Annotated in this window: 23 protein-coding genes; 11 read left to right on the top strand and 12 right to left on the bottom strand. The window is 55.4% G+C overall.

Annotation, left to right across the window (positions count from 1 at the left end):
• Positions 1-56: 56 nt before the first annotated feature.
• Complete coding sequence (locus tag NR177_RS00520) at positions 57-263, top strand: hypothetical protein (protein ID WP_256852045.1); 207 nt, start codon at positions 57-59, stop codon at positions 261-263.
• Positions 264-449: 186 nt separating this feature from the next.
• On the opposite strand, the gene NR177_RS00515 is transcribed toward NR177_RS00520, so the two are convergent.
• On the bottom strand, positions 450-1367 hold the full coding sequence (locus NR177_RS00515) for an aminoimidazole riboside kinase (RefSeq protein WP_145394227.1): 918 nt from the start codon (positions 1365-1367) through the stop codon (positions 450-452).
• 230 nt (positions 1368-1597) lie between these two features.
• Here NR177_RS00515 and yghU point away from each other — a divergent pair, with 230 nt between their 5' ends.
• Together yghU and NR177_RS00505 are read left to right on the top strand one after the other, a co-directional pair.
• On the top strand, positions 1598-2461 hold the full coding sequence (gene yghU / locus NR177_RS00510) for a glutathione-dependent disulfide-bond oxidoreductase (RefSeq protein WP_256852044.1): 864 nt from the start codon (positions 1598-1600) through the stop codon (positions 2459-2461).
• Positions 2462-2472: 11 nt separating this feature from the next.
• Positions 2473-2763 (top strand): DUF1330 domain-containing protein, encoded by a 291-nt coding sequence (locus NR177_RS00505; protein WP_063878049.1) that lies wholly within the window; start codon positions 2473-2475, stop codon positions 2761-2763.
• 182 nt (positions 2764-2945) lie between these two features.
• Here the strand turns inward: NR177_RS00505 and NR177_RS00500 are convergent, their stop codons facing one another.
• Together NR177_RS00500 and NR177_RS00495 are read right to left on the bottom strand one after the other, a co-directional pair.
• Positions 2946-4382, bottom strand: coding sequence for a methyl-accepting chemotaxis protein (locus tag NR177_RS00500; protein WP_145394226.1), 1437 nt, complete (start codon positions 4380-4382; stop codon positions 2946-2948).
• A gap of 155 nt (positions 4383-4537) precedes the next feature.
• Complete coding sequence (locus NR177_RS00495; protein WP_063878047.1) at positions 4538-5470, bottom strand: LysR family transcriptional regulator; 933 nt, start codon at positions 5468-5470, stop codon at positions 4538-4540.
• A 135-nt stretch (positions 5471-5605) separates the two neighbouring features.
• Here NR177_RS00495 and NR177_RS00490 point away from each other — a divergent pair, with 135 nt between their 5' ends.
• Positions 5606-6676 (top strand): tartrate dehydrogenase, encoded by a 1071-nt coding sequence (locus NR177_RS00490; RefSeq protein WP_063878046.1) that lies wholly within the window; start codon positions 5606-5608, stop codon positions 6674-6676.
• Between the two features lies 1 nt (position 6677).
• Here NR177_RS00490 and NR177_RS00485 read toward each other — a convergent pair whose 3' ends face one another.
• From NR177_RS00485 to NR177_RS00470, 4 genes are all read right to left on the bottom strand, one after another.
• On the bottom strand, positions 6678-8009 hold the full coding sequence (locus NR177_RS00485; protein ID WP_096011406.1) for a glycoside hydrolase family 28 protein: 1332 nt from the start codon (positions 8007-8009) through the stop codon (positions 6678-6680).
• 37 nt (positions 8010-8046) lie between these two features.
• A complete protein-coding gene (locus tag NR177_RS00480) occupies positions 8047-8862 on the bottom strand; it encodes a carbohydrate ABC transporter permease (RefSeq protein ID WP_063878044.1) in 816 nt (271 codons plus the stop codon).
• Complete coding sequence (locus NR177_RS00475; protein WP_109716749.1) at positions 8862-9734, bottom strand: carbohydrate ABC transporter permease; 873 nt, start codon at positions 9732-9734, stop codon at positions 8862-8864. The genes NR177_RS00480 and NR177_RS00475 overlap by 1 nt, the downstream gene beginning before the upstream one ends.
• 63 nt (positions 9735-9797) lie before the next feature.
• The gene (locus tag NR177_RS00470; RefSeq protein ID WP_096011534.1) at positions 9798-11129 is read right to left on the bottom strand and encodes an extracellular solute-binding protein; all 1332 of its coding nucleotides are present in this window, start codon (positions 11127-11129) and stop codon (positions 9798-9800) included.
• 526 nt (positions 11130-11655) lie between these two features.
• Between NR177_RS00470 and NR177_RS00465 the strand changes: the two genes are divergently transcribed.
• Both NR177_RS00465 and NR177_RS00460 read left to right on the top strand, forming a co-directional pair.
• The gene (locus NR177_RS00465) at positions 11656-12255 is read left to right on the top strand and encodes a GNAT family N-acetyltransferase (protein ID WP_256852043.1); all 600 of its coding nucleotides are present in this window, start codon (positions 11656-11658) and stop codon (positions 12253-12255) included.
• Positions 12256-12267: 12 nt separating this feature from the next.
• A complete protein-coding gene (locus tag NR177_RS00460; protein WP_063878041.1) occupies positions 12268-13359 on the top strand; it encodes an ABC transporter ATP-binding protein in 1092 nt (363 codons plus the stop codon).
• Between the two features lie 22 nt (positions 13360-13381).
• Here the strand turns inward: NR177_RS00460 and NR177_RS00455 are convergent, their stop codons facing one another.
• A complete protein-coding gene (locus tag NR177_RS00455) occupies positions 13382-14500 on the bottom strand; it encodes an ROK family transcriptional regulator (protein WP_096011404.1) in 1119 nt (372 codons plus the stop codon).
• Complete coding sequence (locus NR177_RS00450) at positions 14497-15372, bottom strand: BadF/BadG/BcrA/BcrD ATPase family protein (RefSeq protein WP_256852042.1); 876 nt, start codon at positions 15370-15372, stop codon at positions 14497-14499. The genes NR177_RS00455 and NR177_RS00450 overlap by 4 nt, the downstream gene beginning before the upstream one ends.
• A 273-nt stretch (positions 15373-15645) precedes the next feature.
• On the opposite strand from NR177_RS00450, the gene NR177_RS00445 reads away from it, so the two are divergent.
• The 3 genes from NR177_RS00445 to NR177_RS00435 all read left to right on the top strand — a co-directional run bounded on the left by NR177_RS00445 (position 15646) and on the right by NR177_RS00435 (position 20632).
• Positions 15646-16806, top strand: a complete 1161-nt coding sequence (locus NR177_RS00445) for a Gfo/Idh/MocA family protein (protein WP_063878038.1) — start codon at positions 15646-15648, stop codon at positions 16804-16806.
• Between the two features lie 563 nt (positions 16807-17369).
• Complete coding sequence (locus tag NR177_RS00440) at positions 17370-17975, top strand: hypothetical protein (RefSeq protein WP_256852041.1); 606 nt, start codon at positions 17370-17372, stop codon at positions 17973-17975.
• A 266-nt stretch (positions 17976-18241) separates the two neighbouring features.
• Complete coding sequence (locus NR177_RS00435) at positions 18242-20632, top strand: glucose/quinate/shikimate family membrane-bound PQQ-dependent dehydrogenase (RefSeq protein ID WP_256852040.1); 2391 nt, start codon at positions 18242-18244, stop codon at positions 20630-20632.
• A gap of 48 nt (positions 20633-20680) precedes the next feature.
• Here NR177_RS00435 and NR177_RS00430 read toward each other — a convergent pair whose 3' ends face one another.
• From NR177_RS00430 to NR177_RS00420, 3 genes are all read right to left on the bottom strand, one after another.
• Positions 20681-21901: an MFS transporter gene (locus tag NR177_RS00430; RefSeq protein WP_256852039.1), complete on the bottom strand. Its 1221-nt coding sequence runs from the start codon at positions 21899-21901 to the stop codon at positions 20681-20683.
• A gap of 109 nt (positions 21902-22010) precedes the next feature.
• Positions 22011-22907 carry a LysR family transcriptional regulator gene (locus tag NR177_RS00425; protein WP_063878034.1) on the bottom strand — a complete coding sequence of 299 codons (897 nt, stop codon included), beginning with the start codon at positions 22905-22907 and terminating at the stop codon, positions 22011-22013.
• Between the two features lie 186 nt (positions 22908-23093).
• Positions 23094-23462, bottom strand: coding sequence for a helix-turn-helix domain-containing protein (locus NR177_RS00420; protein ID WP_014606915.1), 369 nt, complete (start codon positions 23460-23462; stop codon positions 23094-23096).
• A gap of 235 nt (positions 23463-23697) precedes the next feature.
• Between NR177_RS00420 and NR177_RS00415 the strand changes: the two genes are divergently transcribed.
• Together NR177_RS00415 and NR177_RS00410 are read left to right on the top strand one after the other, a co-directional pair.
• Entirely contained in the window at positions 23698-24357 is a 660-nt protein-coding gene (locus NR177_RS00415) for a response regulator (protein ID WP_063878033.1), read from the top strand.
• Positions 24354-25703: a HAMP domain-containing sensor histidine kinase gene (locus NR177_RS00410; protein WP_109716756.1), complete on the top strand. Its 1350-nt coding sequence runs from the start codon at positions 24354-24356 to the stop codon at positions 25701-25703. The genes NR177_RS00415 and NR177_RS00410 overlap by 4 nt, the downstream gene beginning before the upstream one ends.
• The last annotated feature ends 175 nt before the right edge of the window (positions 25704-25878 follow it).

Here is a 25878-nt window from a genome sequence, read left to right as displayed (position 1 = left end):
AGGAAGGGCGAATGAGTGAACTGCCTCACAGCAAAGCGTGACTGGCGATAAAGTTTATGATCCGTGTCGCTGTCCTTGCGGAACCGGACTGCACGGGCCGTCCACAAGCGGGGGCGGCCAAAAATGGGCGGGGAAACAGACTGACAGCGGTTAAAACCGGTCGCGCTGCGCCGTTGGCGCCTGGCGACCTGCAACAGGCAAAGGGGCGAACCCTGGCGCTGGCAATCCCAGCCTTAACGCTGCCTATCGCCAGCGGCCGGTGATTCAGCACAGCCAGGGGCAGCGCGGTTAACCGTAGCCTGACGCGACAGGCTGCATAGCCACCCGGAATGGTTGGCCCGTTAATATCTTCGTCGTGCGACCGGTTGACGCTGACCGGGACACCGCCCGCAGGCTGACCTGATGCGGGCGATGGCGGTTCGTCCATGAATCGCGGTGTTATCGACTAATTATCCTTCAATTTGATGACGATAAGGCAGCGCAGTCATGGCCCCTTTCGCCGTGGTCGCCAGCGCGCCGCACTGCTGGGCGCTGCTGAGCCGTGCCGCCAGCTCAGCTTCATTGGCCGGCATCCCTTTTTCCGCCAGGCCCCACAGCAGCCCGGCGACAAACGCATCCCCTGCGCCGGTGGTATCTACGCTGACTACAGGCAGCGTGGGATAGTGATAATGCTGCCCTTGATGCCAGACTTTTACCCCGGCTTTGCCCTGGGTAACCATCAGCAGCGGAATCGCAAAGCGTTCAGCCAGCGCCTGCATACTGTCATCGCCTTGCGCATCCTGGGTCAGAAACACCAGCTCTTCCTCAGACAGCTTGACCACATCAGCCAGCTGCAACGCCCGGTTCACACAGTCCCGTAACTGGACGTCGTCACGCCACAGATCGTGACGAATATTGGGATCAAAGCTGACAAAACCGCCGGCATCACTTATCTGCTGCATGGCAGAAAAAGTGGTGGAACGCGAGGGTTCCGCCGCCAGGGCAATCGAGCAGCAGTGAAGCCATTCACCCGGCTGAAAGGTGGGGAGATCGCCGTCTTCCAGAAACAGATCTGCGCTGGGCCGTACCATAAAAGTAAAAGTCCGCTCACCTTCATGATCCAGCGCCACCACCACCGTTGAGGTACGCTGGGCGCTGTCGAGCGTCATATAGCGGGTATCAACCTGCTCAGTCGCCAGCGTATGTTGCATAAAGTGACCAAAAGGATCGTCCCCGACCCGGCCAATAAAGCCGCTGCTGCCCTGCAAACGGGCAATCCCGACCGCCACATTCGCCGGCGCCCCACCGGCACACTGTATTAAATGCCCCGGCCCATCCGGAAGCAGATCCACCACGGCGTCACCCAGACACCAGACTCGCGCTGACATATTATTCTCCCTACTCAGATGCAGCTAAAAGTTTACTAAACCGTTTTAGCATAGCAACGCTCGGGCGTAATGAATGTGATTTGCGCCAGGAAAATGCACGCCAAAAAGCGGTAAAGCTGTCTGTAGCACGGTAGTAAAGCGATACAAAGTCACCGCCATCAGGGTTAAACCGGCGCGCTGGCAACTGCTACACTCGTGAAAACTCCAAACACAAAAAGGCGAACCTCATCATGTCTGAACAACACTATCAGCCCGCTAAAGTCTGGAAGTGGGACCCGGAAGCGAAAGGTAATGGTGCCAGCACAAACCGTCCTACCGCGGGCCCTACCCATGAAAAAGCCCTGCCAGTGGGTAAGCATCCGTTGCAGCTCTACTCTCTTGGCACACCTAACGGCCAGAAAGTGACGATTCTGCTGGAAGAGTTGCTGGCGCTGAACGTGAACGATGCAGAGTACGATGCCTGGTTAATTAATATTGGTGAAGGTGACCAGTTCACCAGCGGTTTTGTTGAGATCAACCCCAACTCCAAAATCCCGGCACTGTGCGATCATTCCGCTACCCCGCCCATTCGCGTATTTGAATCCGGCAACATCCTGCTCTATCTGGCGGAAAAATATGGTTATTTCCTGCCGCGAGATCCGGCTCAACGTACCGAAACGCTGAACTGGCTGTTCTGGCTGCAAGGCTCTGCCCCTTACCTTGGCGGCGGCTTTGGCCACTTCTATCACTACGCACCGGAAAAGATTGAATACGCGATCAACCGCTTCTCGCTGGAAGCGAAGCGTCAGTTTGACGTGCTGGATCGTCAGCTCGCTGACAACCGTTATCTGGCAGGTGATGATTACACTATCGCGGATATCGCGACCTGGCCGTGGTACGGCAGCATGGTGCTCTACAACCAGTACAATGCGGCAGAGTTCCTTGACCTGCAGTCCTACAAAAATGTGGTGCGCTGGGCCAAAGAGATCGCCCAGCGTCCGGCCGTTGTACGCGGCCGCAAAGTAAACCGTGTGATGGGCGATCCAGCCGATCAGCTGCGCGAGCGTCATGACGCATCGGACTTTGATACACAAACCCAAGATAAAAAAGCCTGAGGAGAAACACGTTGAGCGCTTACGTTGTATTTATTCGTGACAATACCCTGAATCAGGATGAAATGGCCATCTACGCTGAGAAAGCGGGTAAGGCCCATGGCAACCATCCCATCAAGCCTTTAGCCTTTTATGGCGAGCTGGAAACCCTGGAAGGGCCTGAAGCGGAAGGTGTGGTGATTATTGAATTCCCAAGCACCGACGCCGCCCACGCCTGGTATGACAGTCCAGAATATCAGGAGGCGAAACAGCACCGCCTGAAAGGCGCTAATTACCGTGTTCTGCTGGTGAAAGGCGTCGAATAACCGTTTGCCCTGAAAACAGCCGTCGTCCAGCAGGCCAGCCCGTGAAGCTGGCTGGCCTGCTGATTTACGGCGGCTCAATACGACGTCAGTGACGCGCCCGCGCCACTCTGCGCGGCAATGGCCGGGTTTGCACCTGAGCCCTCAGCCGCGCGCTCCCACGACCGCGTTTCTGCCTGCCCCGCTTAACTAAAACGGAACAGTGAGATAGCCTGCTGTAATGCACTGGCCTGCTGACGCTGTTGCTGCGCCACCTGAAGCGTTTCCGTCACGTGTTTAACGTTGTGATGCACGCTGTCGTCAATGCTGTTAATGCTGTGCTGAATCTGTTCGATACTCTGATTCTGCTGCACGCTCATCTCCGACAGCTCGTTCACAAGCCGGGAAAGGCTGTCGATACTGACGAGAATGGCCTGCATGGTCTGGGCGGCCTGATCAACCTGTACGGTGCCCTGCTCGGCACTGGAACTGGACATATCCATGAGCTGGCGAATATCACGGGCGGCATTTTCACACCGTTGCGCCAGGGTGCGTACTTCGTTGGCGACCACGGCAAAGCCACGGCCTTCCTGCCCGGCGCGGGCGGCTTCCACCGAGGCATTCAGGGACAGGATATTGGTCTGGAACGCGATGCCGTCGATCAGCTCAAGGATGGTTTTGACCCGCCCGGACTCCACGTTAATTTGCGCCATGGAGGCCATTGCCTGCTGAATATTGTGTTGTCCCTGGCGGGTAACCTGACAGGTTTCACGGGCCAGGTCGCAGGCCGTTTGCGCTTTATCCCGCGTATGACTGGCGGCGACGCTGATTTGCGACATTGCTGCAGTGGCAACGCCCAGCGCCTGCGCCTGCTCGTCGGTGCGCTGCGACAGGGCGGCGTTGCGCGACAGCATGCTGTCGGATTCCTGCAGCAGTGCGGAGACGCCGTGGCTGACCTGATTTAGCGTACCGCGCATGGTGCCCAGCGTCTGGCTGAAGGTTTTGGCGAACGGCGTTTGACTCTGTTGCGTATCCGCCGACAGCGTCAGGCAACCCGGTTCACGGTTGATCCAGGCGGCCAGTTGGGCGACCTCGCTCGCCGAACGCATGTCTGCCGCCATCTGACGCGCAATCACCACCAGCATCGCGGTTTGTACCACCACGAACAACCCGTGAAATAACACCATATTCAGGCCGGGATGATGAAAGACCACGATGCCAAATAGATCGTTTTCCTGCAGATAGTTGAACAGCAGATGATGCACTGCACCTGTCGCGGCGGCCATCAGTAGCGGTCTGCTGTCGCGATAAACCAGCAGCACTGACAACAAGACAAACACCGAGAAGTGAAATTCAGTTTCCCCCTGGCCCAGCTGAATCAGTAAGCCCGCGAAACCGATGAGCGTGAAGGCCAGCCATAATCGTGAAAACAGCGTGCCATTTGCCAGCCATCCCACCAGCGTGGCGACCAGGGCCAGGCCAGCCCCCACGATGACCGCCAGCAGAGTTGCCTGATAAAGGCTGCCCACAATGACTGAAATCACCAACAATATCCAACACAGCACCACCATCAGCCGATCGGCCTGCTGTGCAATACGCTGGAGCGAAACGCCCTCCCCCGCGCGTGATCGGTTTTTATCCATGCTACGCTTCCACCAGAGGTTAAACCGCGCCTCCGGACGGAAACGCGGGCAATTATGGTCGGCGCAACGGGCGCAGACACCTCAGATCGCTATCGACAAAGCGTCAAAATACTTTACTGATGGTGATGTTTTAGGTGGAGGATTTGTGCGAATCATCACAGGTTGGTTGATGCGGTATCAAGCTGCAGGTTCTCCTGCAGAAAGGTGACAAACGCCATCATGCGGGCCGGTTGCTGACGCTGCGCCTGCCAGACCGCATAAATATCGCCGTCCGGCGAGCGCCATTCCGGCAGCACGTGCAGTAACGCCCCTGCGCCGATGCTGTGTTTCGCATCCCACCACGAGCGCAGCAAAATGCCATGGCCATCCAGCGCCATACGCATCGCCACTTCGCCATCGTTGGTCACCAGGTTTCCGCGCACTTTCTGACTCAGGCTCTCTGCATCGCTGACAAAGCGCCACAGGGCGAAGTCGCTGTCATGCTGTCTCAGCAAAATGCAGTTATGCTGCGCCAGCGCCCGGATACTGTCCGGCAGCCCATGTTTTGCTGCGTAAGCCGGCGAGCAGCAAAGTACACGTGGGTTCTGCACCAGCTTGCGCGCGACCAGCCGCGAATCCGGCGGTTCGCCGACGCGAATGTCGATATCCACATGGGCATCAAGAAAATTCAGCGGCTGACTGCTCAACTGCAGGGAAAGCGCCAGATGAGGATGCAGGGCAGCAAAGGCAGAAACGCAGGGCGCGATATGACGGCGACCGAAGCCGAAAGAGGCATTGATATTCAGCGTGCCGCGTAGCTGGGCCGTTTCGCCACTGACCGCGTCTTCCAGCGCCACCAGTTGCTCCAGCAGCGGACGGGCGCCTTCCAGGTAACGGCGGCCTTCCGGCGTCAGTTCCAGCTTGCGCGTGGTGCGGCGCAGCAACTGGACACCGAGCCGCTGTTCCAGCAGGCTCAGGCGTTTACTGACGGCCGCCAGAGAAAGCCCCAGCTCCCGCGCCGCCGCCGTTAAACTGTCCAAAGATGCCACGCGCAGAAAAAACGCTAAATCGTCGCTTGAGGTTCGTGATTCTCTACTTTGATTTAACATGGGATTAACTTTCAGGCCAATTGTTTACCTCAGGTGGAGAGTTATACTGCGCTAACGCCCGGCTATAAATCAAGCTGCATAAAGACAGCATACTGAACCCCGGCGGGCCAACCCGACCAACCTCAGAGGTGCCCTGTGACAGAGAAGATCCATCGTATTGCCGTGATCCCCGGTGACGGTATTGGCAAAGAAGTGATGCCAGAAGGCGTGCGCGTGATGAACGCGGCGGCCGAAAAATTCAACATTCCGCTGCGCTGGGAGTGGTTTGATTATGCCAGCGCCGATTACTGGCAGCAGCATGGCAAAATGTTGCCGGATGACTGGTTTGCTGAGCTGAAAACGTTCGATGCGATCTATTTTGGCGCGGTAGGCTGGCCTGATGTGGTGCCGGATCATGTTTCGCTGTGGGGATCGCTATTGCAGTTCCGTCGTGAGTTTGATCAGTACGTTAACCTGCGTCCGGTGCGCCTGATGCCCGGCGTTAAAGCGCCGTTAGCTAACCGTAAACCGGGCGATATCGACTTCTATGTGGTGCGCGAAAACACCGAAGGCGAGTACTCCAGCGTCGGCGGCACCATGTTCCCTGGCACAGAGCGGGAAGTGGTCATTCAGGAAACCGTCATGACCCGCGTGGGCGTCGATCGTATTTTGAAGTTTGCCTTCGAGCTTGCCCAGCGTCGGCCCAAAAAACACCTGACGTCTGCCACCAAGTCGAACGGTATCGCGATTACCATGCCGTACTGGGACAACCGCGTTCAGGCGATGGGTGAGCATTATCCTGATATCCGGGTCGATAAGTATCATATTGATATTCTTACCGCCAATTTTGTCCTGCATCCCGACTGGTTTGATGTGGTGGTCGCCAGCAATTTGTTCGGCGATATCTTGTCGGATTTAGGCCCGGCCTGTACCGGCACCATCGGCATCGCCCCTTCCGCCAATATCAATCCGGAAGGCAAATTCCCGAGCCTGTTTGAACCCGTACACGGCTCCGCGCCCGATATCGCCGGTAAAAATATCGCCAACCCAATTGGACAGATTTGGTGTGGTGCCATGATGCTGGAGCATCTCGGCTACAAAGAGGCCGGTGATGCTGTGCTGAATGCCATTGAGCGTACCCTGGCCGCTGGTGAGCACTTAACCCGCGACCTCGGTGGCAGCGCCGACACGCAGCAGTTGGGTGCCGCGATCGCGGCGGCGCTGTAACTTACTCTGCCAGCAGCACGACGCTGTCCGGATGCCAGCCTGACGGCAGCGGCTCAGGCCGCTGAATCGTCAGGTTGTTCAGTTGCAGGTTCTCTACGCCTCGTGCAAACAGTCCCGGCAGGCCGCCGGGATAGCGCTCAACACCGTAAGCGTCGCCGGTGGTTTTATCCAGCCGGTAAGCGTTATCCAGCCCCATCCCCGTCGGGGAATCCGGGTTACAGGGTGGACGCACATCGTACTGTCCCTGCACACCCTGCGCGACACCTTGTCGCAGCTGTAAATGGTTGATAGTGATATCACGTATCCAGCCGGGCTGCGCCGCATGCAGGTTGATCGCCCCCTCTGCCACACCGCTGAGATGAGTAAACTGGATCTGTTCAACGATCCCTGGCGGCACCAGCGGATCGCGGGTGCGCACCGAGATAAACAGCGGATCGGCTTTGCCCCAGTGGCAGGCGGCAACATGGTGACAGTTAAAGGTGATAGCGCTGAACAGCACGCGCCGAATCGCCCCACCATCGCGTGACACAATGCCGATACCGCGGTTGGAATCAAACAGGGTACAGCCTGAAACGGTAATGTCTTCAATATCGTCCCAGGTTTCCGTACCAATCTTAAAGGCACAACTGTCGCTGCGTAGCAGGCAGTTGCTGACCGCTATCCGTCGGGCCGGTCGGCGCAGGCCTGCAGGCTTAAAGGTGGTTTTGATGCAAATCGCGTCATCGGCGGCACTGAAGTAGCTGTTGCTGATAAAAACCGCCTCGCAGCTGTCGATATCCAGTGCGTCGGTGTTGGGCAGCGTCATGGCGTTATCGATGGTCAAATGGTCAATGTGCACATGGCGGCAGCTGACAAGATGCACCGTCCACATCGGCGCATGGATAACGCTGATGTCCTTCAGCGTGACCTGCTCGCAATCTTCAAACACAATCATGCGCGGCCTGTCGGGTTTTGGCACCCGGTAGCCCTGTTCGTCAGGGTCCACCGCAAACCACGCTTCGGCGTCCCCTTCAATACGGCCTTTACCACTCACCGTCAGGTTACGCTGCCCCAGGGCATACAGCAGGACATTGTGGGATTTTTCTGCACAGCTGAGCGTTTTGCACTGTTGATAGTCAGCAAGATGACGGCTGGCAATCAGGACCGCACCGGCTTCAAGGTGCAGGTCGAAATCAGAAGGAAGGTGCAGACTGCCGCTGCGATAACGGCCAGGCGGCAGCGTAAGTCGCCCACCGCCAGCCGCAGCAATCTGATCAATCGCCCGTTGCAGAACACGCGTATCCGGGGTTTCACCGTCCGCTACGGGGTGAAAGTCGGCAAGGGAAAGATGCATCATCCAGCCTTAGTTAAAGAGGAATTACCGGGTGGGTTTACTTCACCGCACCTTCCGTTACGCCGCTGATAAACTTACGCTGGAAAAACAGGAAGACCACGATAAGCGGCATAATGACGATCATCGCGCCTGCCATCAGTACCGGAATATCAATGGTGTTTTTGTTCTGAAAAAACATCATGCCAATGGGCAGGGTTCTCAGCTCATCTTTGTTAACCAGAATCAGCGGAATCAGGAATTCGTTCCACGTCCAGATAAACAGCAGCAGCGCCAGCGTCGAGATCGTAGGCCAAATCGCCGGGACTAAAATACCCCAGAGGATTTTGACACGCGGTGCGCCATCCATCACCGCGGCTTCCACCAGCTCTTTGGGGACCTGCTGAAAAGCGCTGGCAATCATCAACGTGGTAAACGGCAGCGACAGCGCGATTTGCGGCAGAATCAGGGCCAGATAGGTATTGGTCAGCCCCATCCAGTGCAGTTCGTGATAGAGCGGAATAATAAAGGCTTCACTCGGCAGCACCATGCCCAGCGCCAGCATGCCCGCCACCACTTTTTTGCCGGGAATCTTCAGTAGGGCAAAGCCAAATCCGGCCAGAATGCCCAGCAAAATACTGCACAGCACCACCGGAAACACCACCAGCACCGAGTTCATGAAGTAAACGTTAAAGTGCCCCTGCTGCCAGGCGGTAATGTAGTTTTTCACATTCAGTGAGGCGGGCAAATGAAAGACGCCCTGAAACAGCTCCATCTGGGTTTTAAACGAGGTCATAAACGCCATCAGAAACGGCATGATGGTCATCAGCGCCACTATCCAGATCAGCGCACGGGAAAGGATCGGGGTGCTTTTCATCAGTAACGTTCCTTCAATGCCAGGTGAATCAGGTAGTTAATCCCTAACACAATCACCATACTGAACACGGCAACCGATGAGGCATAGCCGAAGTAGTGCAGATCAAAACCCTGCTTGTACATAAAGATGTTGGTCACCATGGTGGATGTGCCGGGCCCGCCCTGCGTCATGACATACACCAGATCGAAGGCCTTCAGACTGGCGATCACCGTCAGCAACAGCGCGATGCGCAACTCAGGGCGCAGTCCCGGCAGCGTAATGCGCATAAACTTCTGACGACGCGAGGAACCATCCAGATCGGCCGCTTCAAGCAGGGACGGGTCCATGCGTTGCAGGCCCGCCATAAACAGCACCAGACAGAAACCAAAAAAGTACCAGGTGGCGACCATGCCGACGGCCGGCAGTGCCCAGGTAAAATCACCGAGCCAGGACATCGCCAGCTGCGGCAATCCAACGGCACGCAGGAACTGATCGATGGGGCCAAAGGCCGGGTTATACAGCCAGCGCCAGACCACGCCCAGAACCGCCATCGGCATGATATAGGGCAGGAAGAACAGGATGCGCAGTACGCTGCGTTCGGTATTGTTACGGGTGTCATACAGAAAGCTGCACAGCAGCAGCCCCACGCTGATGGGCAGCAGCGTATAAAACAGCATCAGGATGGCGTTATTACCAAGGGCAATCCAGAAGACCGGATCGCTGAACATGCGCAGGTAGTTACTGACGCCCGCGAAAACCGGCAGGGAGGTTCCATCCCACTCGGTAAAGCTGATCCCCAGTGAAGCCAGCAGCGGCAACAGCAGAAACAGCCCATAAACCAGCACTGCGGGAAGAAGATAGAGAAAATTACGCCAACTGCTTTGATTCAACATAACCGTACTCGTCGTAGTCAGATCGACATTCAGGCCCGGCAGGTTTGCTGCCGGGCGATCGGCTTAGTGTTTCAGGGTTTTCATATAACGCTGGTAGTTGTTATCGAAGTTAATAACCATCTGCTCTGCCGTCTGTCGGCCCGCCAGTAACAGCTGAACGTTTTGATTCAGTTCGGCGTTCATGGTTGGGGTTGCCCAGTCGACGTAGTGGCCCAGGCCATCATAGGCATTGAGCGCCAGCCACACCTGCCAGGCTTCGCCCAACAGTGGGTTATCCGCCGGAATTTTTGCGTTTTTATTGGTGCTGGCTGGCAGGAAACCGACGTTCAGCCACCGGTTTGCCATGCTGTCTGACACCATATAGTTGATAAATTTGGCGGCGGCATCCTGCTGCGCTTTGCTTTTCGCCATGCTGGTCATCGAGAAGGCCAAATCGGTACCGCCGACCATTAACGGCTGTTTAACGCCGTCACCGGCTGGCATCGCGGCAAAATGGATATCTTTGTTGTCTTTAAACTGACCCAGATACCAGGTTCCACTGACCAGGAACGCAGACTGTCCGTTCTGGAACAGCGTCGCGGCATCATCATGGCCAATGCCCTGATAGCCCGGGAACAGATAACCTTTGTCAGCCCAGCTTTTCATCATCGTGGCGGCTTTCGTCAGTTTTTCATCTTTGAAAGTGCCGCCTACGTCGTAAATCAAATCATCCAGTTTTTTGCGGTCACTGCTTTCAATTTGTGCTTCCCACAGTGTACTGAGCAGCTGCTGTCCCATATTGCCGTCTAACAAACCCAGCATCATCGGCGCAGTGCCTTGCTGTTTGAGTTTTGCCATCGCAGCGTCCAGTTCGCTCAGGGTTTTCGGTACTGCAATACCAGCTTTATCCAGCAGCGCCTTGTTGTAGTACAGGCCGACCATCTCACCAAGGCTGGCCACACCGTATAGCTTGCCACTACCAAACTGGCCACTGTCAGACCAGCGGTTGCGTTTGAGAATCGAGTCCGGGAATTTTTGGGTCCAGCCATATTCGGCTGCATAGCTGTCCAGCGGCAACAGCAGTTTGTCTTTGACCAGCGAACCCATATCGCCGCCGCCCTGATTCACCTGGGCAATCTGCGGACCTTCACCGGCGGTCAGGGCCAGCTTCAACGGAATGCGCGTGTCTTCAAAGGAGTGCACGGACCGGTTGATGACGATACCGGGGTTTTGCTGGGAAAAGGCTTTAATGCCTTCGTCAACGGCCGCCGTTTGCTGAGGATAACTGTAGATATCCCACTCATTAAGAGTGACGGTGCTGTCGGCATGAGCAACGCTGCCCATCAGCAAGCCCGCCGCCAACAGGCTACGAACCGAGGTGCGAAAACGGAACGAACGAACTGAGGAATCAGACATCATGCTCACTTTCTCCAATACAGGATGGACATCCTTTCTTCACAGGGTCTGCAATCCTGCAGACTGTAGCCGCATAAATCACCTTCTCACTCATAGTTACTTTAATAAAAAAATAAAGTCAAACATCCCACGGAGTGAATTACCAGGTTGTGAGCCTGCGCAAAAAAACACAATGGCGGGCCTGCAGTTAGCATAAGCGCGGGCTAATCAAGGTGGATTTAGCGCATTATCCGTGCTCGTTCGCCTCCAGGCAGCAGGATAAACCACGCCTAAAGTGGCGTAATAACTTGCTGATAAAAAATATGAAAATCCTATGACGCTCACATTTTTAACTTTTTATTTACCCTGCCAATTCCTCACAGACAGGCTGCTGCCCGCCACAGAAGCCCACAGAGACTGGTCTGGTCAGCCATTAATGCCAACGCCGATGCCGGTTTGGGATAACAGGGTAATTATTCCATCTTGAAAACTAAGTCAGCTTTCATTACCGTGAGGTTGTTCAACTACTGACCTGTGAGAGATGACGATGGCGAATCAAGGTGTCATTCGTCCGGCCACCGAGTCGGACTATCCAGCGCTTTACCGCATCTGTCTGGAAACCGCCAATGCCGGTAAGGATGCCCGTAACCACTATTCCGATCCCGAGTATCCCGGGCAGCGTTTTGCGGTGCCCTATGCCCGTTTTACGCCGGATTTTGCTTTTGTGCTGGAGGTAGAGGGTGAGGTGATGGGCTATGTCGTCGCCGCGCCAGATACCCGCGCCTTTGAAGCGCAGCTTGAGCACCACTGGTGGCCTCAGCTTCAGGATAAATACCGCGGTCGCACAGCCAGCGCCCCATATGACAGCAAAATCCTCGACAGCATTCGTCAACCCGATCGTGCCGATGCGCAGTTAGTGGCGCAGTGGCCCGCCCATTTGCATATCAATCTGCTGCCGCCGGTACAACAGGGCGGCTGGGGCCGCAAGATGATCGCGCATGAACTGGCTGCGCTGCGGCAAGCTGGCGTAAAAGGCGTCCATCTTGGTGTCAGCCTGCAAAATGAACAGGTTTGCGCTTTTTATCAACGCATGGGATTCAGCCACATCCTGCGCAGCAACGCCATTTATATGGGCCAGTTACTTTGAGTGAGGGAGTTTATGACCAGCCTGCGCTTGCAGAATGTTAAGAAGTCCTATGACCATATCGATGTGATTCACGGCGTCGATCTGACGATAAACAGCGGCGAATTTGTGGTGTTCGTGGGGCCATCCGGCTGCGGTAAATCGACCCTGCTGCGGATGATCGCCGGGCTGGAAGAAATCACTGACGGAAAATTGTTGATAGAAGACAAAGACATGACCCAGCAGCCCGCGACCGAACGCGGCATCGCCATGGTCTTTCAGTCTTATGCGCTTTATCCCAACATGACGGTGCGTGGCAATCTGGCTTACCCGCTTGAGGTCATGAAAAAGTCTAAAGCAGAGATTGCTCAGGCCATCGAACACACCGCGGCGCGGTTACATCTGACCGAACTGTTGGATCGCCTGCCGCGTGCGCTTTCCGGTGGTCAACGCCAGCGCGTGGCGATTGGTCGGGCCATTATCCGCCATCCGCGCATCTTTTTGTTTGATGAGCCGCTCTCCAACCTGGATGCCGAGCTTCGTCTGCAAATGCGCATCGAGATTGCCCGTCTGCACGCCTCGCTGGGCAACACCATGATTTATGTTACCCATGACCAGTCAGAGGCGATGACGCTTGCCGATCGGATCGTGGTCCTGCGTAAAGGGCGAATCGAACAGGTTGGCGCGCCGTTAGACCTCTACAGCGATCCGGACAACCTGTTTGTGGCCGGTTTTATTGGCTCGCCGAAGATGAATTTCCTCCATGCCGAGGTCACCGCCACCGGTCAGGGAGAAGTCCAGCTACGTGTGCCGGACCTGAAGATGTCACAACTGGTGCTGAAGATTGCTGCGCCCTGCCGTGAAGGCCAGCGCGTAACCCTGGGCATTCGCCCGGAGCACATGCAACCCGCCGCCAGTACGCCGCCAGCGCTGCAGTTTAGCGGCACGCTGTCCTTTGCCGAAATGCTGGGGCATACCAATTATCTTTATCTGGATGTGGGCATTGAGCAGATGTTGGTTGTCGAGGCGCGCGAGGCACAACGGCGGGATTTAGGCGTGGAGGTCAGGCTGGGACTGTCGGCAGACCACTGCCTGCTGTTTGATGAGCAGGGGCAGCGTCTGCGTTAAACCGGATGGCGCTTCGGCGCCTTCAGGTCACGGGTTCTTCGTCTGCCTGAGCCGCCAGCAGATCGAGCAGCATATTGACGGCAAAGCCTGCCGCGCCCAGCGCCCACATGCGGTTTGATTCCGTCAGAAACTGTAGCGGTGTCATATGGGGAGTGAGCTTCAGGCGGTAAGCCTGAAAACTCTGGGTGATGTGGTCCAGCAGAATACGCGAAGCCATATGCGGCTCCATCGCCAGATACACCACATCGGGATCGTAGGCCACCGACAGGTTGGCCAGCGAAATACCCAGTTCACGTCCGGCCTCCTCGAGGGCGGTCAGCACCTCGGCTGTTGGCCGCTGATCCAGCGCCCGCAAGGTTAACGGGCCGTCCGCATCATCCTGGGAGACACGCTGCAAGATAGCCTGGGACGATGCCACATCTTCAAGCAGCCGCAGCGACCCATCACCGACCAGACCGTTACCGATCTCACCGGCTTTGCCGTGCCGCCCGCGATAGAGCCGACGGTTAAGAATAATGCCTGCGCCGATGCCTTTACCGTAGGTGGCGATGACCGCCGACTGTGCGTTGCCCAACTGGCCAAACACCAGCGTCGCCATCGCCATGGCGTTGGCATCATTTTCGATAAACACCGGCAGGGAAAAGCGCGTTTCCAGCATCTGCGCGATAGGGACATTCTCCCAGTCCAGCACCTTGGAACGAATACAGTAGCCGTTTTCGGCATCGACTAAACCGGATAAGGCCAGGCCGATCGCCCCCACGTGCTTCTCTTCAACGCCGCGTAAAAATTTGGCCAGCGCATCGCCCAGCTGACGTGGCGTGATCGCGCCCGAAGGCATCTGCTGTTCACCCAGCAAATTGCCGCTGAGGTCTGTCATCACAATCAGGTTACGTTCGGCGTTAAGCTGAATACCAATGACGCTGGCGCGGTCAGGATTGAGCCCCAGCAGGGTTTTAGGCCGCCCCATCGACACCCGGCGCAATCCCAGTTCCTGCACGATTCCCTGCGCCAGCAGGCGATTAGTCGCCTGAGAAACGGTCGACATGCTCAGCCCGCTTCGGACCTTCAGGTCGGACTGGCTAACAGGCGCATGTTCCACAATCAGTCTCAGAATGCGCGCGGTGACGTTTGGAGCGATCATAAAGTCCTCAGATTTGACCGTGCCATCATTAATGCCCCGTCCAGGGCATCGTATTGCGCGGCGACCAGCCGGGCCTGAATATCCCTTGTCAGCCAGGGCTGAATCGGTGCCGCCAGGCCACCCATGAGGGCCACCTGGCCCTGGCTAATCGCGGAGAGACGACTCACCATTAAGCCAATATCGTTCGCAGTTTGACGCAGTAAATCAATAGCATGCCGATCGTCCGCCTGCGCGGCGGCAAAAATCTCAGGCACCACGCGCGCCCAGTCGGCAGGCATGGCATCTCGCGTCCACAACAACATGGTTTCCGGGCTATGGTTAAACTGCGCCATCAGGCTATGGGTGAAGTCCGTGCTGTCGATAATCGCTTCATGAGCCAGCAATGCCAGCCGTAGCGCCCGTCGCCCCAGTTCTGCCCCTGAGCCTTGATCGGACAGGGCGAATCCCCAGCCACCCAGCAGCGTGAAGTGCTCGCCGTCCCACGCAGCGCCCTGGCTACCGGTGCCGATAATAAAGACCGCGCCGGGGGCCGCCGCATGCGCACCGGCACAGGCGATCTCGACATCGCTGACCACCTGACATGCCGCGCAGGCGGGCTGCCATTGCGTCAGGCGCGCCTTAACCGAGGCCACATTCGCCCCCGCTAACCCTGCCACCAGCGAGGTCTGCGTCAGCGCCTGTGACGCCAGCCCCGCCTGAGACAGCACTGCGGCAATGAGCTGTTCAACGCAATTCAGAGCAGCATCAAACTGTGACCAGACGTTGGCGGGGCCGCCAACGGCCTGCGCCAGCACGTTGCCATGACTGTCGGTCAAGCGGGCGCGACACTGCGTGCCGCCGCCATCAATGCCAAGGAGATAGTGTGATTGCACGCGCTTCCTCCCGCCGTAACTCATCTCGATTCTGTAATCTGCGAACGATAGGTGAAAAAAACTTAAATCGCAATAACAAATAAATATAGGGAAAAAACAATAACTATTTATTATTTAAAATCAATGGAATAAACAAAAAGACGTACGCAAATCACACAACCCGTTATTGACATTAGTTTTTCCGTCGTAATAAGTTGGTAGCCAGTCTTTCAATCATTACGTCCCGTCAGCGGCGTACTCACCGTTGTCAGAATTCAGGATCAGGGGTTTACCATGAAAGTAGGCATTATTGGTCTCGGCTTTCGTCTTTCTCACGTTGTTAAAGAGTTTCACAAAGCTGATACCGAATTTTCGCTGGTAGGGTATTACGATCCAGCACCGGCCGGTTTGCCGAATCTGCACAGTTTCGGTATCGATCCCGGCAACGCATTCGATTCCGTTGAGGCGCTGCTGCAACACGGTGGCTTTGATTTGCTGCTGGTTGGCTCGCCTAACTTTATGCATCTTGAGCATGTCACACAGGCGCTGGCAGCAGGCTATACTGTGTTTACTGAAAAGCCTGTCGTGATTAACGAAGAACAAACGATGGCGATGGCAAAACTGGTTCAGCAATATGGCGAAGACCGTATTCTGGTTGGACTGGTGCTGCGTTACTCACCGCTCTATCACGACCTGCTGGCTGCACGTGACGATCGTCGCCTGGGTGAAATCACCTCGATTGAAGCGACAGAACATATCAAGCCTTATCATGGCGCGTTCTTCCAGCGCGACTGGCGCAGACTCGAAAAATATGCCGGTCCTTATATTCTGGAAAAATGCTGTCACGACATCGATCTCTACCAGGGATTAATGCAGGAGCGCCCCGTTCGGGTGGCCAGCTTTGGCGGACGTAAGTCGTTCACGCCTCAGCATGCACCGCAAGGGGCAATAACCGAGCAGTCTGAGATTTACCACACTAAGCCCAGCGGCTGGTCGAGTACCGACGCGGTATTCAGCAGCGATGCAGATATTGTCGATTACCAGACCGCCCTGATTGAATATGCCAGTGGCGCAACGCTCTCTTTTCACGCCAACCTTAATGTACCGGACGAATTCCGCCGGTTCTGCGTGATAGGCACTGACGGCATGGCGGAAGGTGATTTTGTACGTAACTATTTTCGCGTGCACAACGCACGCACCGGTGAAAAAGAGGTGGAAACCGCTTACAGCGGCAATGCCTACGACGGCCATTACGGTGCCGATGCCTTGATGGCGGAAGAGATCGTTAAGCACATCAAGCAGGGAACGCCGTTAAAAGTCTCCGTCGTTGACGCACTGGAAGCCGGCCTGACGGCCATAAAGATTGATGAAGCGCGTAAAACCCGCAGCGTCGTTGATCTGACCGAAAGCTGGAAACGTTTTGACGCCAACCTGGGAAAAACGGGAACGCACTAGTTCCCTCCTGATATCTCACTCCCCCGAGACCATCAGGTTATTCATAGCTCGACTGACTGGCACCTTACTTAAACCGGCCTCAGGCCGGTTTTTTTATTCCTTCTTTTTACCCCGCCTTCCGCCTTGATGACCGCCGTTCCCCCTGCATCAGGTGCGCTACACCGGCTTCTTTTCATGATGATGACGGCGTGGGTGCGTATTAAAAAAACCGTCAGCTCTGCTGATAAGTTTACTCAGGATAAGATAAAGCCGTAAACGAAACGGTAAATGAAGCAGAAAAATGGCCGTTTCTGCTGGTCATCTTGTCGCGTTTATTACAGGTTTTTAGCAGAAACATCCTGTGTGATTAATTAACAGTTCCATCGGGTAATCACGTTAGAAAAGACCATTCGACGTTATCATTAGAGTACATATAAATTTAAATAACGGGTGAGAAAAAAGCGCTGATTAATATATAAAAAACGTGTATTGGCAGGAGAATCGCGTATATTAATCGCCGGACTTTCCTCTGGTTATGCAAAAAATATAAATCACAGCAAACGTTAAATAGTTTCGATGAGATAATGAAAAATAGCTTATATAACCCCTATATTACTGAGCCTATTCACCACGTCACGAGTCAGGTGGCCGGTATTTGCTACCATCTTCCTAATTCTGACTACCCGCAGCCTGCGCAATGGATACTTAACGATGACAACATTATTTCATTACACAACCACCTTGCGACTGAAGCGGCATTAATCATTATTCCCCTTTGTGATTCACAGTTAGAAGAATGGATTTATCACCCCGAGCGTTATTTACATTTGCAGGATGCGCGGGTGCGTATCGGTATTAATTATCGCAACCTGAAGACTCATCAGGAAAAATTACTGGAATTAACTAACGCTTATCGTTTCTGGCTTTTTGATTTTGCACCACCTGGCGCAGACTGTCATTTGGTGGAATCCTTTCCTTTTTCTGCAATTGTCTTAAGTCATACATTCTTTAATGACAACTATCGGAAATTCACCTTTCCTTTTTTTATTGAATCACTACGTGGAAACGGGGCCAGGATAATCGTGCGGGGATATGAACCGACGTTAACAGCAGAACAACTCGCGGCATTAAACATTTGTGGCTGGCAATTACAACGCGCATCAGGCGATCTCATTCCCTTTACGCTTTAACCTTTCTTATCCCCTGGTACTATTGAATCATATCGGCAAGAACCATTAACTCCGTCTAAAGTGTTGCCTGAGGTCTCTTGTTAAGAGCTTTAAGCCAAAAAAATCAAAACTCATACCAGTTTTGCTATAACATTTAACAGATATGGATCATCAAGCGTCACGGAAGAGCGAAATAAGCATACCTTTCATCTTTTGTACTTTATGACTGATAACAATCTATCTGATTGTTTTCTTGTGTTTTATGGCAACGAAATGAGGTCAACATTATGGGGAAAAACTCCTCATCCTTTAGCGTGGTCCGTTTTTTAACGGTGCTGTTCGCCGTGCTAACGGGTGCGTTCATGTTAATTGGTGGTATCTGGTTAGCCACGATCGGTGGTTCCTGGTACTACATCATTGGCGGTGCAGCCATGCTGCTTACCGCTTTTCTGCTCTGGCGACGTAACAGTGCTGCCCTGCTGGTGTATGCACTTTTACTGCTGGCAACGCTGGCGTGGAGCGTGTGGGAAGTCGGTACCGATTTCTGGGCGCTGGCACCGCGTACCGATGTCCTGGTGATCTTTGGTGTCTGGTTAGTCTTGCCCTTTGTCTATCGGAGCTTATATAGCCCGGGTAAAGGTGCACTGGGTGCCATGGGCATCGCCCTGATTGCCAGTGCAGCCGTGCTAACCTATGCCGTCTTTAATGACCCGCAAGTGGTGAATGGTGCAGTGCCTGCGACGGCCGATAATGCCCCTCAGGCCCAGCCGTTGAGCAACATTGCCGATGCTGACTGGCCGGCTTATGCGCGCGATCAGCAAGGTACGCGCTACTCGCCGCTCAAGCAGATCAATCATGACAATGTGAAAGAATTGCAGGTGGCCTGGCAGTTCCAGACCGGCGATCTGAAAAAACCTAGCGATCCGGGTGAAATCACCGATGAAGTGACGCCAATCAAGATTCGCGACACGCTTTATCTTTGCTCACCGCACCAGATTTTGTTCGCGCTGGATGCGGCAACCGGTAAGCAAAAATGGAAGTTTGATCCCGGCCTGAAAACCAATCCCACCTTCCAGCATGTAACCTGTCGTGGCGTGTCCTATCACGAGTTCCCGGCAGCGAAGGATGCGTCCAATACTCAGCCAGCGCTGTGCTCGCGTCGCATCTATTTGCCTGTCAATGATGGTCGTCTGTTTGCGCTGGACGCGGACACCGGTGAACGCTGCCCGGCCTTTGGCAATAACGGTGAGCTGGATCTTCAGCATCAGCAGCCGGTCACTACGCCAGGCCAGTATGAGCCAACCTCGCCGCCGGTTATCACCGACACCACCATTGTGATGGCCGGTGCCGTCACCGACAACTACTCGACCCGTGAACCCTCAGGCGCTATCCGTGGCTTTGATGTGAACACCGGTAAGCTGCTGTGGGTGTTCGATCCGGGCGCGAAAGATCCTAATGCGATTCCGGCGGATGAGCATACGTTCACCATGAACTCACCTAACTCATGGGCACCTGCGGTCTACGATCCGAAGCTGGATATTGTTTACCTGCCAATGGGTGTGACTACGCCCGATATCTGGGGCGGCAACCGCACCCCAGAGCAGGAACGTTATGCCAGCAGCGTGCTGGCGCTGAACGCGACCACCGGTAAGCTGGTCTGGTCGTATCAGACCGTCCACCACGACCTGTGGGATATGGATCTGCCCTCGCAGCCGACGCTGGCCGACATTACCGATAAAGACGGTAAAACGGTTCCGGTTATCTATGCTCCCGCCAAAACAGGGAACATTTTTGTTCTGGATCGCCGTACGGGTAAAACCGTGGTGCCCGCCCCGGAAACCCCTGTACCCCAGGGTGCTGCTAAAGGCGACCATGTAGCCGCGACTCAGCCTTACTCTGAACTGACCTTCCGTCCGAAGCAAAACCTGACGGACAAGGACATGTGGGGCGCGACAATGTATGACCAGCTGGTGTGCCGCGTGATCTTTAAGCGTCTGCGCTATGAAGGTCCGTTCACCCCACCGTCTGAACAGGGCACCCTGGTTTTCCCAGGCAACCTGGGCATGTTTGAGTGGGGCGGCATTTCGGTTGATCCACATCGTCAGATTGCGATTGCAAACCCAATGGCGCTGCCGTTCGTGTCGAAGCTGATTCCACGCGGTCCGGGTAATCCAGAAGAGCCACAAGAGGGTGCTTCTGGCGGTTCAGGTACTGAAACCGGTATCCAGCCGCAGTACGGCGTGCCCTATGGCGTTGAACTGAATCCGTTCCTGTCACCGTTCGGTCTGCCGTGTAAACAGCCTGCCTGGGGTTATGTTTCGGCGGTTGACCTGAAAACGAACGAAGTGGTCTGGAAGCAACGTATTGGTACCGTTCGTGACAGCTCGCCGCTGCCGCTGCCATTTAAAATGGGCATGCCAATGCTGGGCGGTCCGGTCGCCACAGCGGGTAAAGTGTTCTTTATTGGCGCAACCGCGGATAACTACCTGCGTGCCTACAGCACTGATACCGGTGAGCTTCTGTGGCAGGCGCGCCTGCCAGCCGGTGGTCAGGCAACACCGATGACGTATGAAGTCAACGGCAAGCAATACGTGGTGATTGCTGCCGGTGGTCATGGTTCATTTGGTACCAAGCTGGGCGATTACGTGATTGCCTATGCGCTGCCCGAGCAGAAGTAACTAACCCTTGTACAGAGGCGGACTCCGGTCCGCCTTTTTTTATGCCTGCTATCCACCTGCCCCTTTTCCTTTTGCCTGTCGCTGGTTCAGCCAGGCGCATAACCCCATCACCACACAGGTCGCCAGAAACACGGGCCGCATTCCCCATGCCCCGCCGATGATCCCACCAAACAGCGGACCACTCACCTGCCCGATATACTGCGCCGATGTCGAATAGCCGAGCATGCGCCCCACCTGGGTGGCGGGAACATGGTGGCGGATAATAGCGGTAATGCAGGGCATCAGACCGCCTAACGCGATCCCCATCAGGAAGCGCAGCGGCAGGAGTTGCCAGGCATCGGTAATAAAAGCCTGAGGGATCAGTAACAGCGCGCAGCCAAGCAGACCCGCGCGTAATACCCGCCAGTGCCCAATGCGGTCAGCCAGCTTACCGGTATAAGGTGCCGAAATAATGCTGCCCAGTGCCGCCGCGGCCATCACCAGGCCCGACATCAGCGTGATGGCATGATCCTGATGTAAAAACTGACCGATATACAAGGTAATCACCGGCTCGATCGACATGTTGGCAAACACCAGCAGCATGGCGGTGAGCCACATCAGCCTGACCACCGTCCGGTTAAAGGGGGCAAGGGCTGCGACCGGTTGGGAACGGACGCTGTCTACTTTGCGCGTCGGTGCCGGTTCTTTGAGTAAAAACGTGGTGGCGAGAAAAGCCACGAAAATGACCGCGCCGGTAAGCCAGAACGTGGCCCGAATACCGATCAGCGGCGGCAGTACGCCCCCCAGCAACGGGCCGATCACGTTACCGGCCATCATGCCGGAAGCCAGCATGCCCAACGCCCATCCGGTATGAGATTTAGGCGTTTGCGCGGCAATCAGGATGGTGGAACCGGATGAGTAGCCGCCGAGTAATCCCGCCAGTAAACGTAACGCCACCAGCTGCCATACGGTGGTTACCATGCCAATCAGTGCCATCGCAACTGCCATTCCCAGGCTCGCCCGGATCAGCATCAGCTTGCGCCCATAGCGATCGCCCAACCTGCCCCACAGCGGGGCGGTCAAAGCCGCGCTGAGAAAAGTGGCACCATAAGCAACGCCGGACCAGCGCGCCATGGCCGCCGGTTCCTGTACCCCCAGTTGTTGCACATACAAAGGTAAAAAAGGTAACAGTAAGGTCATGGCGACAAGGGTCGTAAAAGAGCCAAAGACGCAAACCCATACGTTACGTTTCCAGTGGCGAAAGGCAGGTGCCTCAGACGTCATTTCCATGCGATATCCCCATCGAGTTCAAGGACTCAGGCTAACAATGGTGACGAGGCAACAACAGTCGGCGCGTGATATTTGCTGACTGGCATAGTTTGTTGCTGTACTGCAACAATCAGCGTCCGCCCAGTTGGTCGATCAGGATGTCGCACAGCAGGCTAACGGGCGAGGCAGGCGCGATGTCCTGATGCATCAGCAGATAACTTTGTAAGCGATCCATCTGCCACTCAGGCAGAACCTGAACAATCTGCCCCTGGGTCAACGCCTCCTGCACCATGTAGGAGGGCAGATAAGCAATCCCGTTGCCCGCCAGCGCCGCATTCAGCAGCGCCATGCTGTTATTGGCCCGAAAACGGCTACGCACGTCCACCGCCAGGCGCAGCTTGTCGCGACGAAACGGCAGCGCGGCAGTATGCGCCGGGCCGTGAAACATCAATAAATCATGACGAGGTAACAGGCGGGGATGCGAGATGGCAGGATGCTGAGCCAGATAAACCGGTGCGGCATACAGCCCCCAGTGGATATCGCTTAATAGCCGAAAGTTGCCCTGACGGGGCGCATGGGCGCGAATAACAATCGCCACATCCACCCCGTCGCCAATCGTCTCGTCGTTATTATCCGTCAGGCTGAGATCGACATTGATGTGCAGATGACGGCGCAGAAAGCGATTAAGCAGCGGCACAATACACTGGCAGCCAAAGGTGACGGGCGCCTGTAAACGCACATTCCCGACGGGATTTTGGTGCGCCTGTTGCACAAAATCCTCGGCCTGATGCAGTTCATCCAGCATACGTACACAAAACGGATAGTAAGCCTGGCCCAGCTCCGTCAGCGTCATTCTGCGGGTGGTACGCTGCAGCAGCCGAATGCCCAACCGTTGTTCCAGCCCGGCGATTTCCCGACTGATATGGGACTTCGATACGCCGAGTACACGCGCGGCTTCCGTAAAGCTTTTAAGCTCGACCACGCGCGCAAACAACATCATGGCGATCAGATTATCGCTGTTATTCATCGGTTTCCTACGGGCCAGAACGGCGGCTGCGGGTTATGGCACAGCAATGACGCCATGCATCTGGCAGTAAGAATAAAGCAACGGCGGGAAGGCTAACAGCGTCAGTAGCGGAAAAGGCGTGCGGGACAGCCCTGGCGATGCATGGACATTCCCACAGGCTAGCGGATGGGAATGTCCATACAGTGACTAACTTGCCATGGCATAGGGAAACAATAAACGATCGGGCTCCACCCGGCGCTGGCGGCGCAGCTGGCCTGGCGTCACCATAAAATAGTTTTTAAACGTCCGCGTATAGGCCTGCTGGGTATCAAACCCATAGCTCATCGCCACCTGTAAAATCGCCTCGTTACTGTTGAGCAGCGTTAAGGCCGACTCGGTCAAACGACGCTGACGAATATACTCGGCCAGTGAGAAGCCGGTGTGCTGGCGAAATAAACGCTGCAGATGCCAACGGGAATAGCCCGCCCGGCGCGCCACTTCGTCCAGATGCAGATCGTGTCCTAAATTGCTTTCTATCCATTCCAGCAAACTACGAATAAACTCGCGCTGATTCATGGTGTTCTCCTGGTTAAAGCAGATGTGCAGGGAACACACTTTAGCGCGCTAAATTTATCCCTTAATTAGCGAAAACTTAGCGCAGAATTAGCAAAGCGGTAAAATCGTCCGTTTCAGGGTGCATTATCACCCTCTGACCGGGCGCGTAACGGCATTTTGCCGCACTCGGCATGCCAATAATTCTGCGCTAATAATCCAGCGCTACACTGTTGCCATTTTTCGGGGGACGTCATCCATGCGCGTGTTGTTGGTCGAAGATGATGAAATGATCGGCGCAAATCTGCAGCAGGCGCTGGAAGCGGCAGGCTGGTCAGTCGACTGGGTGCGCGATGGCGTTTACGCGCAAAATGCCTGGAGCGAAGGCGGCTACAGCTGCGTACTGCTTGATCTCGGCTTACCCCGCGACGACGGTTTGCAGGTGCTGCGGCGCGCGCGGGCGCGCGGCGATGCCACGCCGGTTTTAATTCTTACCGCCCGTGATACGGTCGCCCAGCGGGTGCAGGGCCTGGATTACGGTGCGGATGACTATCTGCTTAAGCCTTTTGATCTGCAGGAAGTGATGGCCCGAATGCGGGCAATTACCCGCCGCCATCATGGCTCTGCCGATTCGCTGCTGGGCAGCGGTGATGTTCAACTGGATATGCTGACACGCGAAGTGCTGTACAAAGGGCAACGTGAGCAGTTAACCGCGCGTGAATATGCCCTGCTCTATGCGCTGCTGGAACGGCCCGGTGCCATCCTGTCACGCGAGCAGTTGGAAAACCGTATTTATGGCTGGGGTGAAGAAGTCAGCAGTAATGCAGTGGATGTCTTAATCCACGGGATGCGGCGCAAGCTGGATAATGATGTGATCCGCAATGTACGCGGACTGGGTTGGCGGGTACCGGCAATATGAAAATTTTTATGCGATCGTTACGTAATAAATTACTCAGTACGTTACTGGTGATTCATTTGCTGATGATTGGCGGCGTGGCCTGGTACTTTTTCAGCTGCTACGGTGAAATGGTTGGCGTCATCAAGGATGAGCAGTTAGCCAAGCTGGCTGATGCCTGGTCAGTGAACCGCGAAATCCCCCCGCTGATGCCGCTTATTGCGCCCGCACACAAGATTAAAAGCGCCTTCGTGATTCAGTTATGGGACGCCAAAGGCCAGTTACGCTCCAGCTCCTGGCCTGAACTGCATGCGCCGCTGCAGGCTGAAAACGGCTATAAAGATGTGCAGATTGGCGGTTGCCACGACTGCGAATGGCGCATTTACACCCGCTCAGGCCAGCCGGGCAGCGAGATAAAAACCATTCAGGTGATGCTCAATCTCAGCTACATGAAAGAAATGATGGTGAGACGGGCGCTGTCAGCCATTATTCCGCTGATTTTAATGATGCCGCTGTCGTTGCTGGTGATCTGGCTGGTGGTACGCAAAATCACCCGGGATTTGCGCGTTGCCTCGCGTGAAATTGCCGCGCAGGACGCCCATCACCCACACAGCGTTTCCCCTGAAAGCCTCCCGGACGAAATTCAGCCGCTGGTCGCCGCCTATAACTCTCTGCTGGATAAGCTACGTGCCGCCTGGTCTTCACAGCGTCAGTTTATGGAAGATGCTGCTCACGAACTGCGGACGCCGGTCACGGCGGTCACGCTGCAGCTGGAAAACCTGCGCCAGCACATTCAGCCTGGCGAGGCCAGCCGCCAGTTTGCGCAACTGGAATCCGGCGTCACCCGTACTCGTCACCTGGTCACCCAGTTGCTGAATATGTCGCGCTGGGAAGATCAGTCCGTCGTCGCCAGCGTGGAAAATATCGCGCTGGAAGATGTGCTGAAAGAGAGCATTGAGCAGCTCATGGTGGTGGCCGATAAGCGCGGTATCGATATCGGCTTTAGCGGAACCACGCACTACCATTTGCAGGCCGGACGTTCAGAGCTGCGGAGCCTGTTTGACAACCTGATCGGCAACGCCATGTTGCACACGCCCGAAGGCAGCCTGGTGGATGTCCTGCTGCACCGGGTGGCGGGGCAAACCGTGGTGGATATCGTTGATAACGGCCCGGGTATGCCTGAGTCCTTTATCGAACGCGCGTTTGACCGTTTTGCCCGCTCGCCCGATGTAAAAGCGCAGGGGAGCGGTTTAGGTTTGTCGATTGTGCGCAGTGTTGCGCAGAAACATCAGATCCACGTTGCCCTGTCCAACTGCCTGACTCCGCAAGGTGACCGCTGCGGTTTTCAGGTGCGCGTCACCTTTCCTTAATCCCCGTCGTTCGAACCGGAACCCGACAACGTAAACGGTTGCCTGGTTCCGTTCGCCTCCATCAATATTGTGATTCAAGTCACAATATTGATGAATTGTTATGCAACACATTTTGACAAATGTGATCAAAAGCTATTTTCTATCTCATTGTAAAAGGCACGCTATGCTAACTAAA

Source organism: Pantoea sp. Fr+CA_20 (assembly GCF_024520835.1).
GTDB lineage: Bacteria > Pseudomonadota > Gammaproteobacteria > Enterobacterales > Enterobacteriaceae > Pantoea > Pantoea allii.
This window is presented reverse-complemented; position numbering and strand designations above follow the sequence as displayed.

What these genes read in the sequence shown, in the direction of transcription:
- NR177_RS00430 (WP_256852039.1), bottom strand. Translation starts at nt 21,901, where the DNA reads ATGGAAATGACGTCTGAGGCACCTGCCTTTCGCCACTGGAAACGTAAC.
- NR177_RS00515 (WP_145394227.1), bottom strand. Translation starts at nt 1,367, where the DNA reads ATGTCAGCGCGAGTCTGGTGTCTGGGTGACGCCGTGGTGGATCTGCTT.
- NR177_RS00520 (WP_256852045.1), top strand. Translation starts at nt 57, where the DNA reads ATGATCCGTGTCGCTGTCCTTGCGGAACCGGACTGCACGGGCCGTCCA.
- NR177_RS00475 (WP_109716749.1), bottom strand. Translation starts at nt 9,734, where the DNA reads ATGTTGAATCAAAGCAGTTGGCGTAATTTTCTCTATCTTCTTCCCGCA.
- NR177_RS00465 (WP_256852043.1), top strand. Translation starts at nt 11,656, where the DNA reads ATGGCGAATCAAGGTGTCATTCGTCCGGCCACCGAGTCGGACTATCCA.
- NR177_RS00415 (WP_063878033.1), top strand. Translation starts at nt 23,698, where the DNA reads ATGCGCGTGTTGTTGGTCGAAGATGATGAAATGATCGGCGCAAATCTG.
- NR177_RS00485 (WP_096011406.1), bottom strand. Translation starts at nt 8,009, where the DNA reads ATGCATCTTTCCCTTGCCGACTTTCACCCCGTAGCGGACGGTGAAACC.
- NR177_RS00460 (WP_063878041.1), top strand. Translation starts at nt 12,268, where the DNA reads ATGACCAGCCTGCGCTTGCAGAATGTTAAGAAGTCCTATGACCATATC.
- NR177_RS00470 (WP_096011534.1), bottom strand. Translation starts at nt 11,129, where the DNA reads ATGTCTGATTCCTCAGTTCGTTCGTTCCGTTTTCGCACCTCGGTTCGT.
- NR177_RS00480 (WP_063878044.1), bottom strand. Translation starts at nt 8,862, where the DNA reads ATGAAAAGCACCCCGATCCTTTCCCGTGCGCTGATCTGGATAGTGGCG.
- NR177_RS00410 (WP_109716756.1), top strand. Translation starts at nt 24,354, where the DNA reads ATGAAAATTTTTATGCGATCGTTACGTAATAAATTACTCAGTACGTTA.
- NR177_RS00445 (WP_063878038.1), top strand. Translation starts at nt 15,646, where the DNA reads ATGAAAGTAGGCATTATTGGTCTCGGCTTTCGTCTTTCTCACGTTGTT.
- NR177_RS00455 (WP_096011404.1), bottom strand. Translation starts at nt 14,500, where the DNA reads ATGATCGCTCCAAACGTCACCGCGCGCATTCTGAGACTGATTGTGGAA.
- NR177_RS00500 (WP_145394226.1), bottom strand. Translation starts at nt 4,382, where the DNA reads ATGGATAAAAACCGATCACGCGCGGGGGAGGGCGTTTCGCTCCAGCGT.
- NR177_RS00435 (WP_256852040.1), top strand. Translation starts at nt 18,242, where the DNA reads ATGGGGAAAAACTCCTCATCCTTTAGCGTGGTCCGTTTTTTAACGGTG.
- NR177_RS00420 (WP_014606915.1), bottom strand. Translation starts at nt 23,462, where the DNA reads ATGAATCAGCGCGAGTTTATTCGTAGTTTGCTGGAATGGATAGAAAGC.
- NR177_RS00425 (WP_063878034.1), bottom strand. Translation starts at nt 22,907, where the DNA reads ATGAATAACAGCGATAATCTGATCGCCATGATGTTGTTTGCGCGCGTG.
- NR177_RS00440 (WP_256852041.1), top strand. Translation starts at nt 17,370, where the DNA reads ATGAAAAATAGCTTATATAACCCCTATATTACTGAGCCTATTCACCAC.
- yghU (WP_256852044.1), top strand. Translation starts at nt 1,598, where the DNA reads ATGTCTGAACAACACTATCAGCCCGCTAAAGTCTGGAAGTGGGACCCG.
- NR177_RS00495 (WP_063878047.1), bottom strand. Translation starts at nt 5,470, where the DNA reads ATGTTAAATCAAAGTAGAGAATCACGAACCTCAAGCGACGATTTAGCG.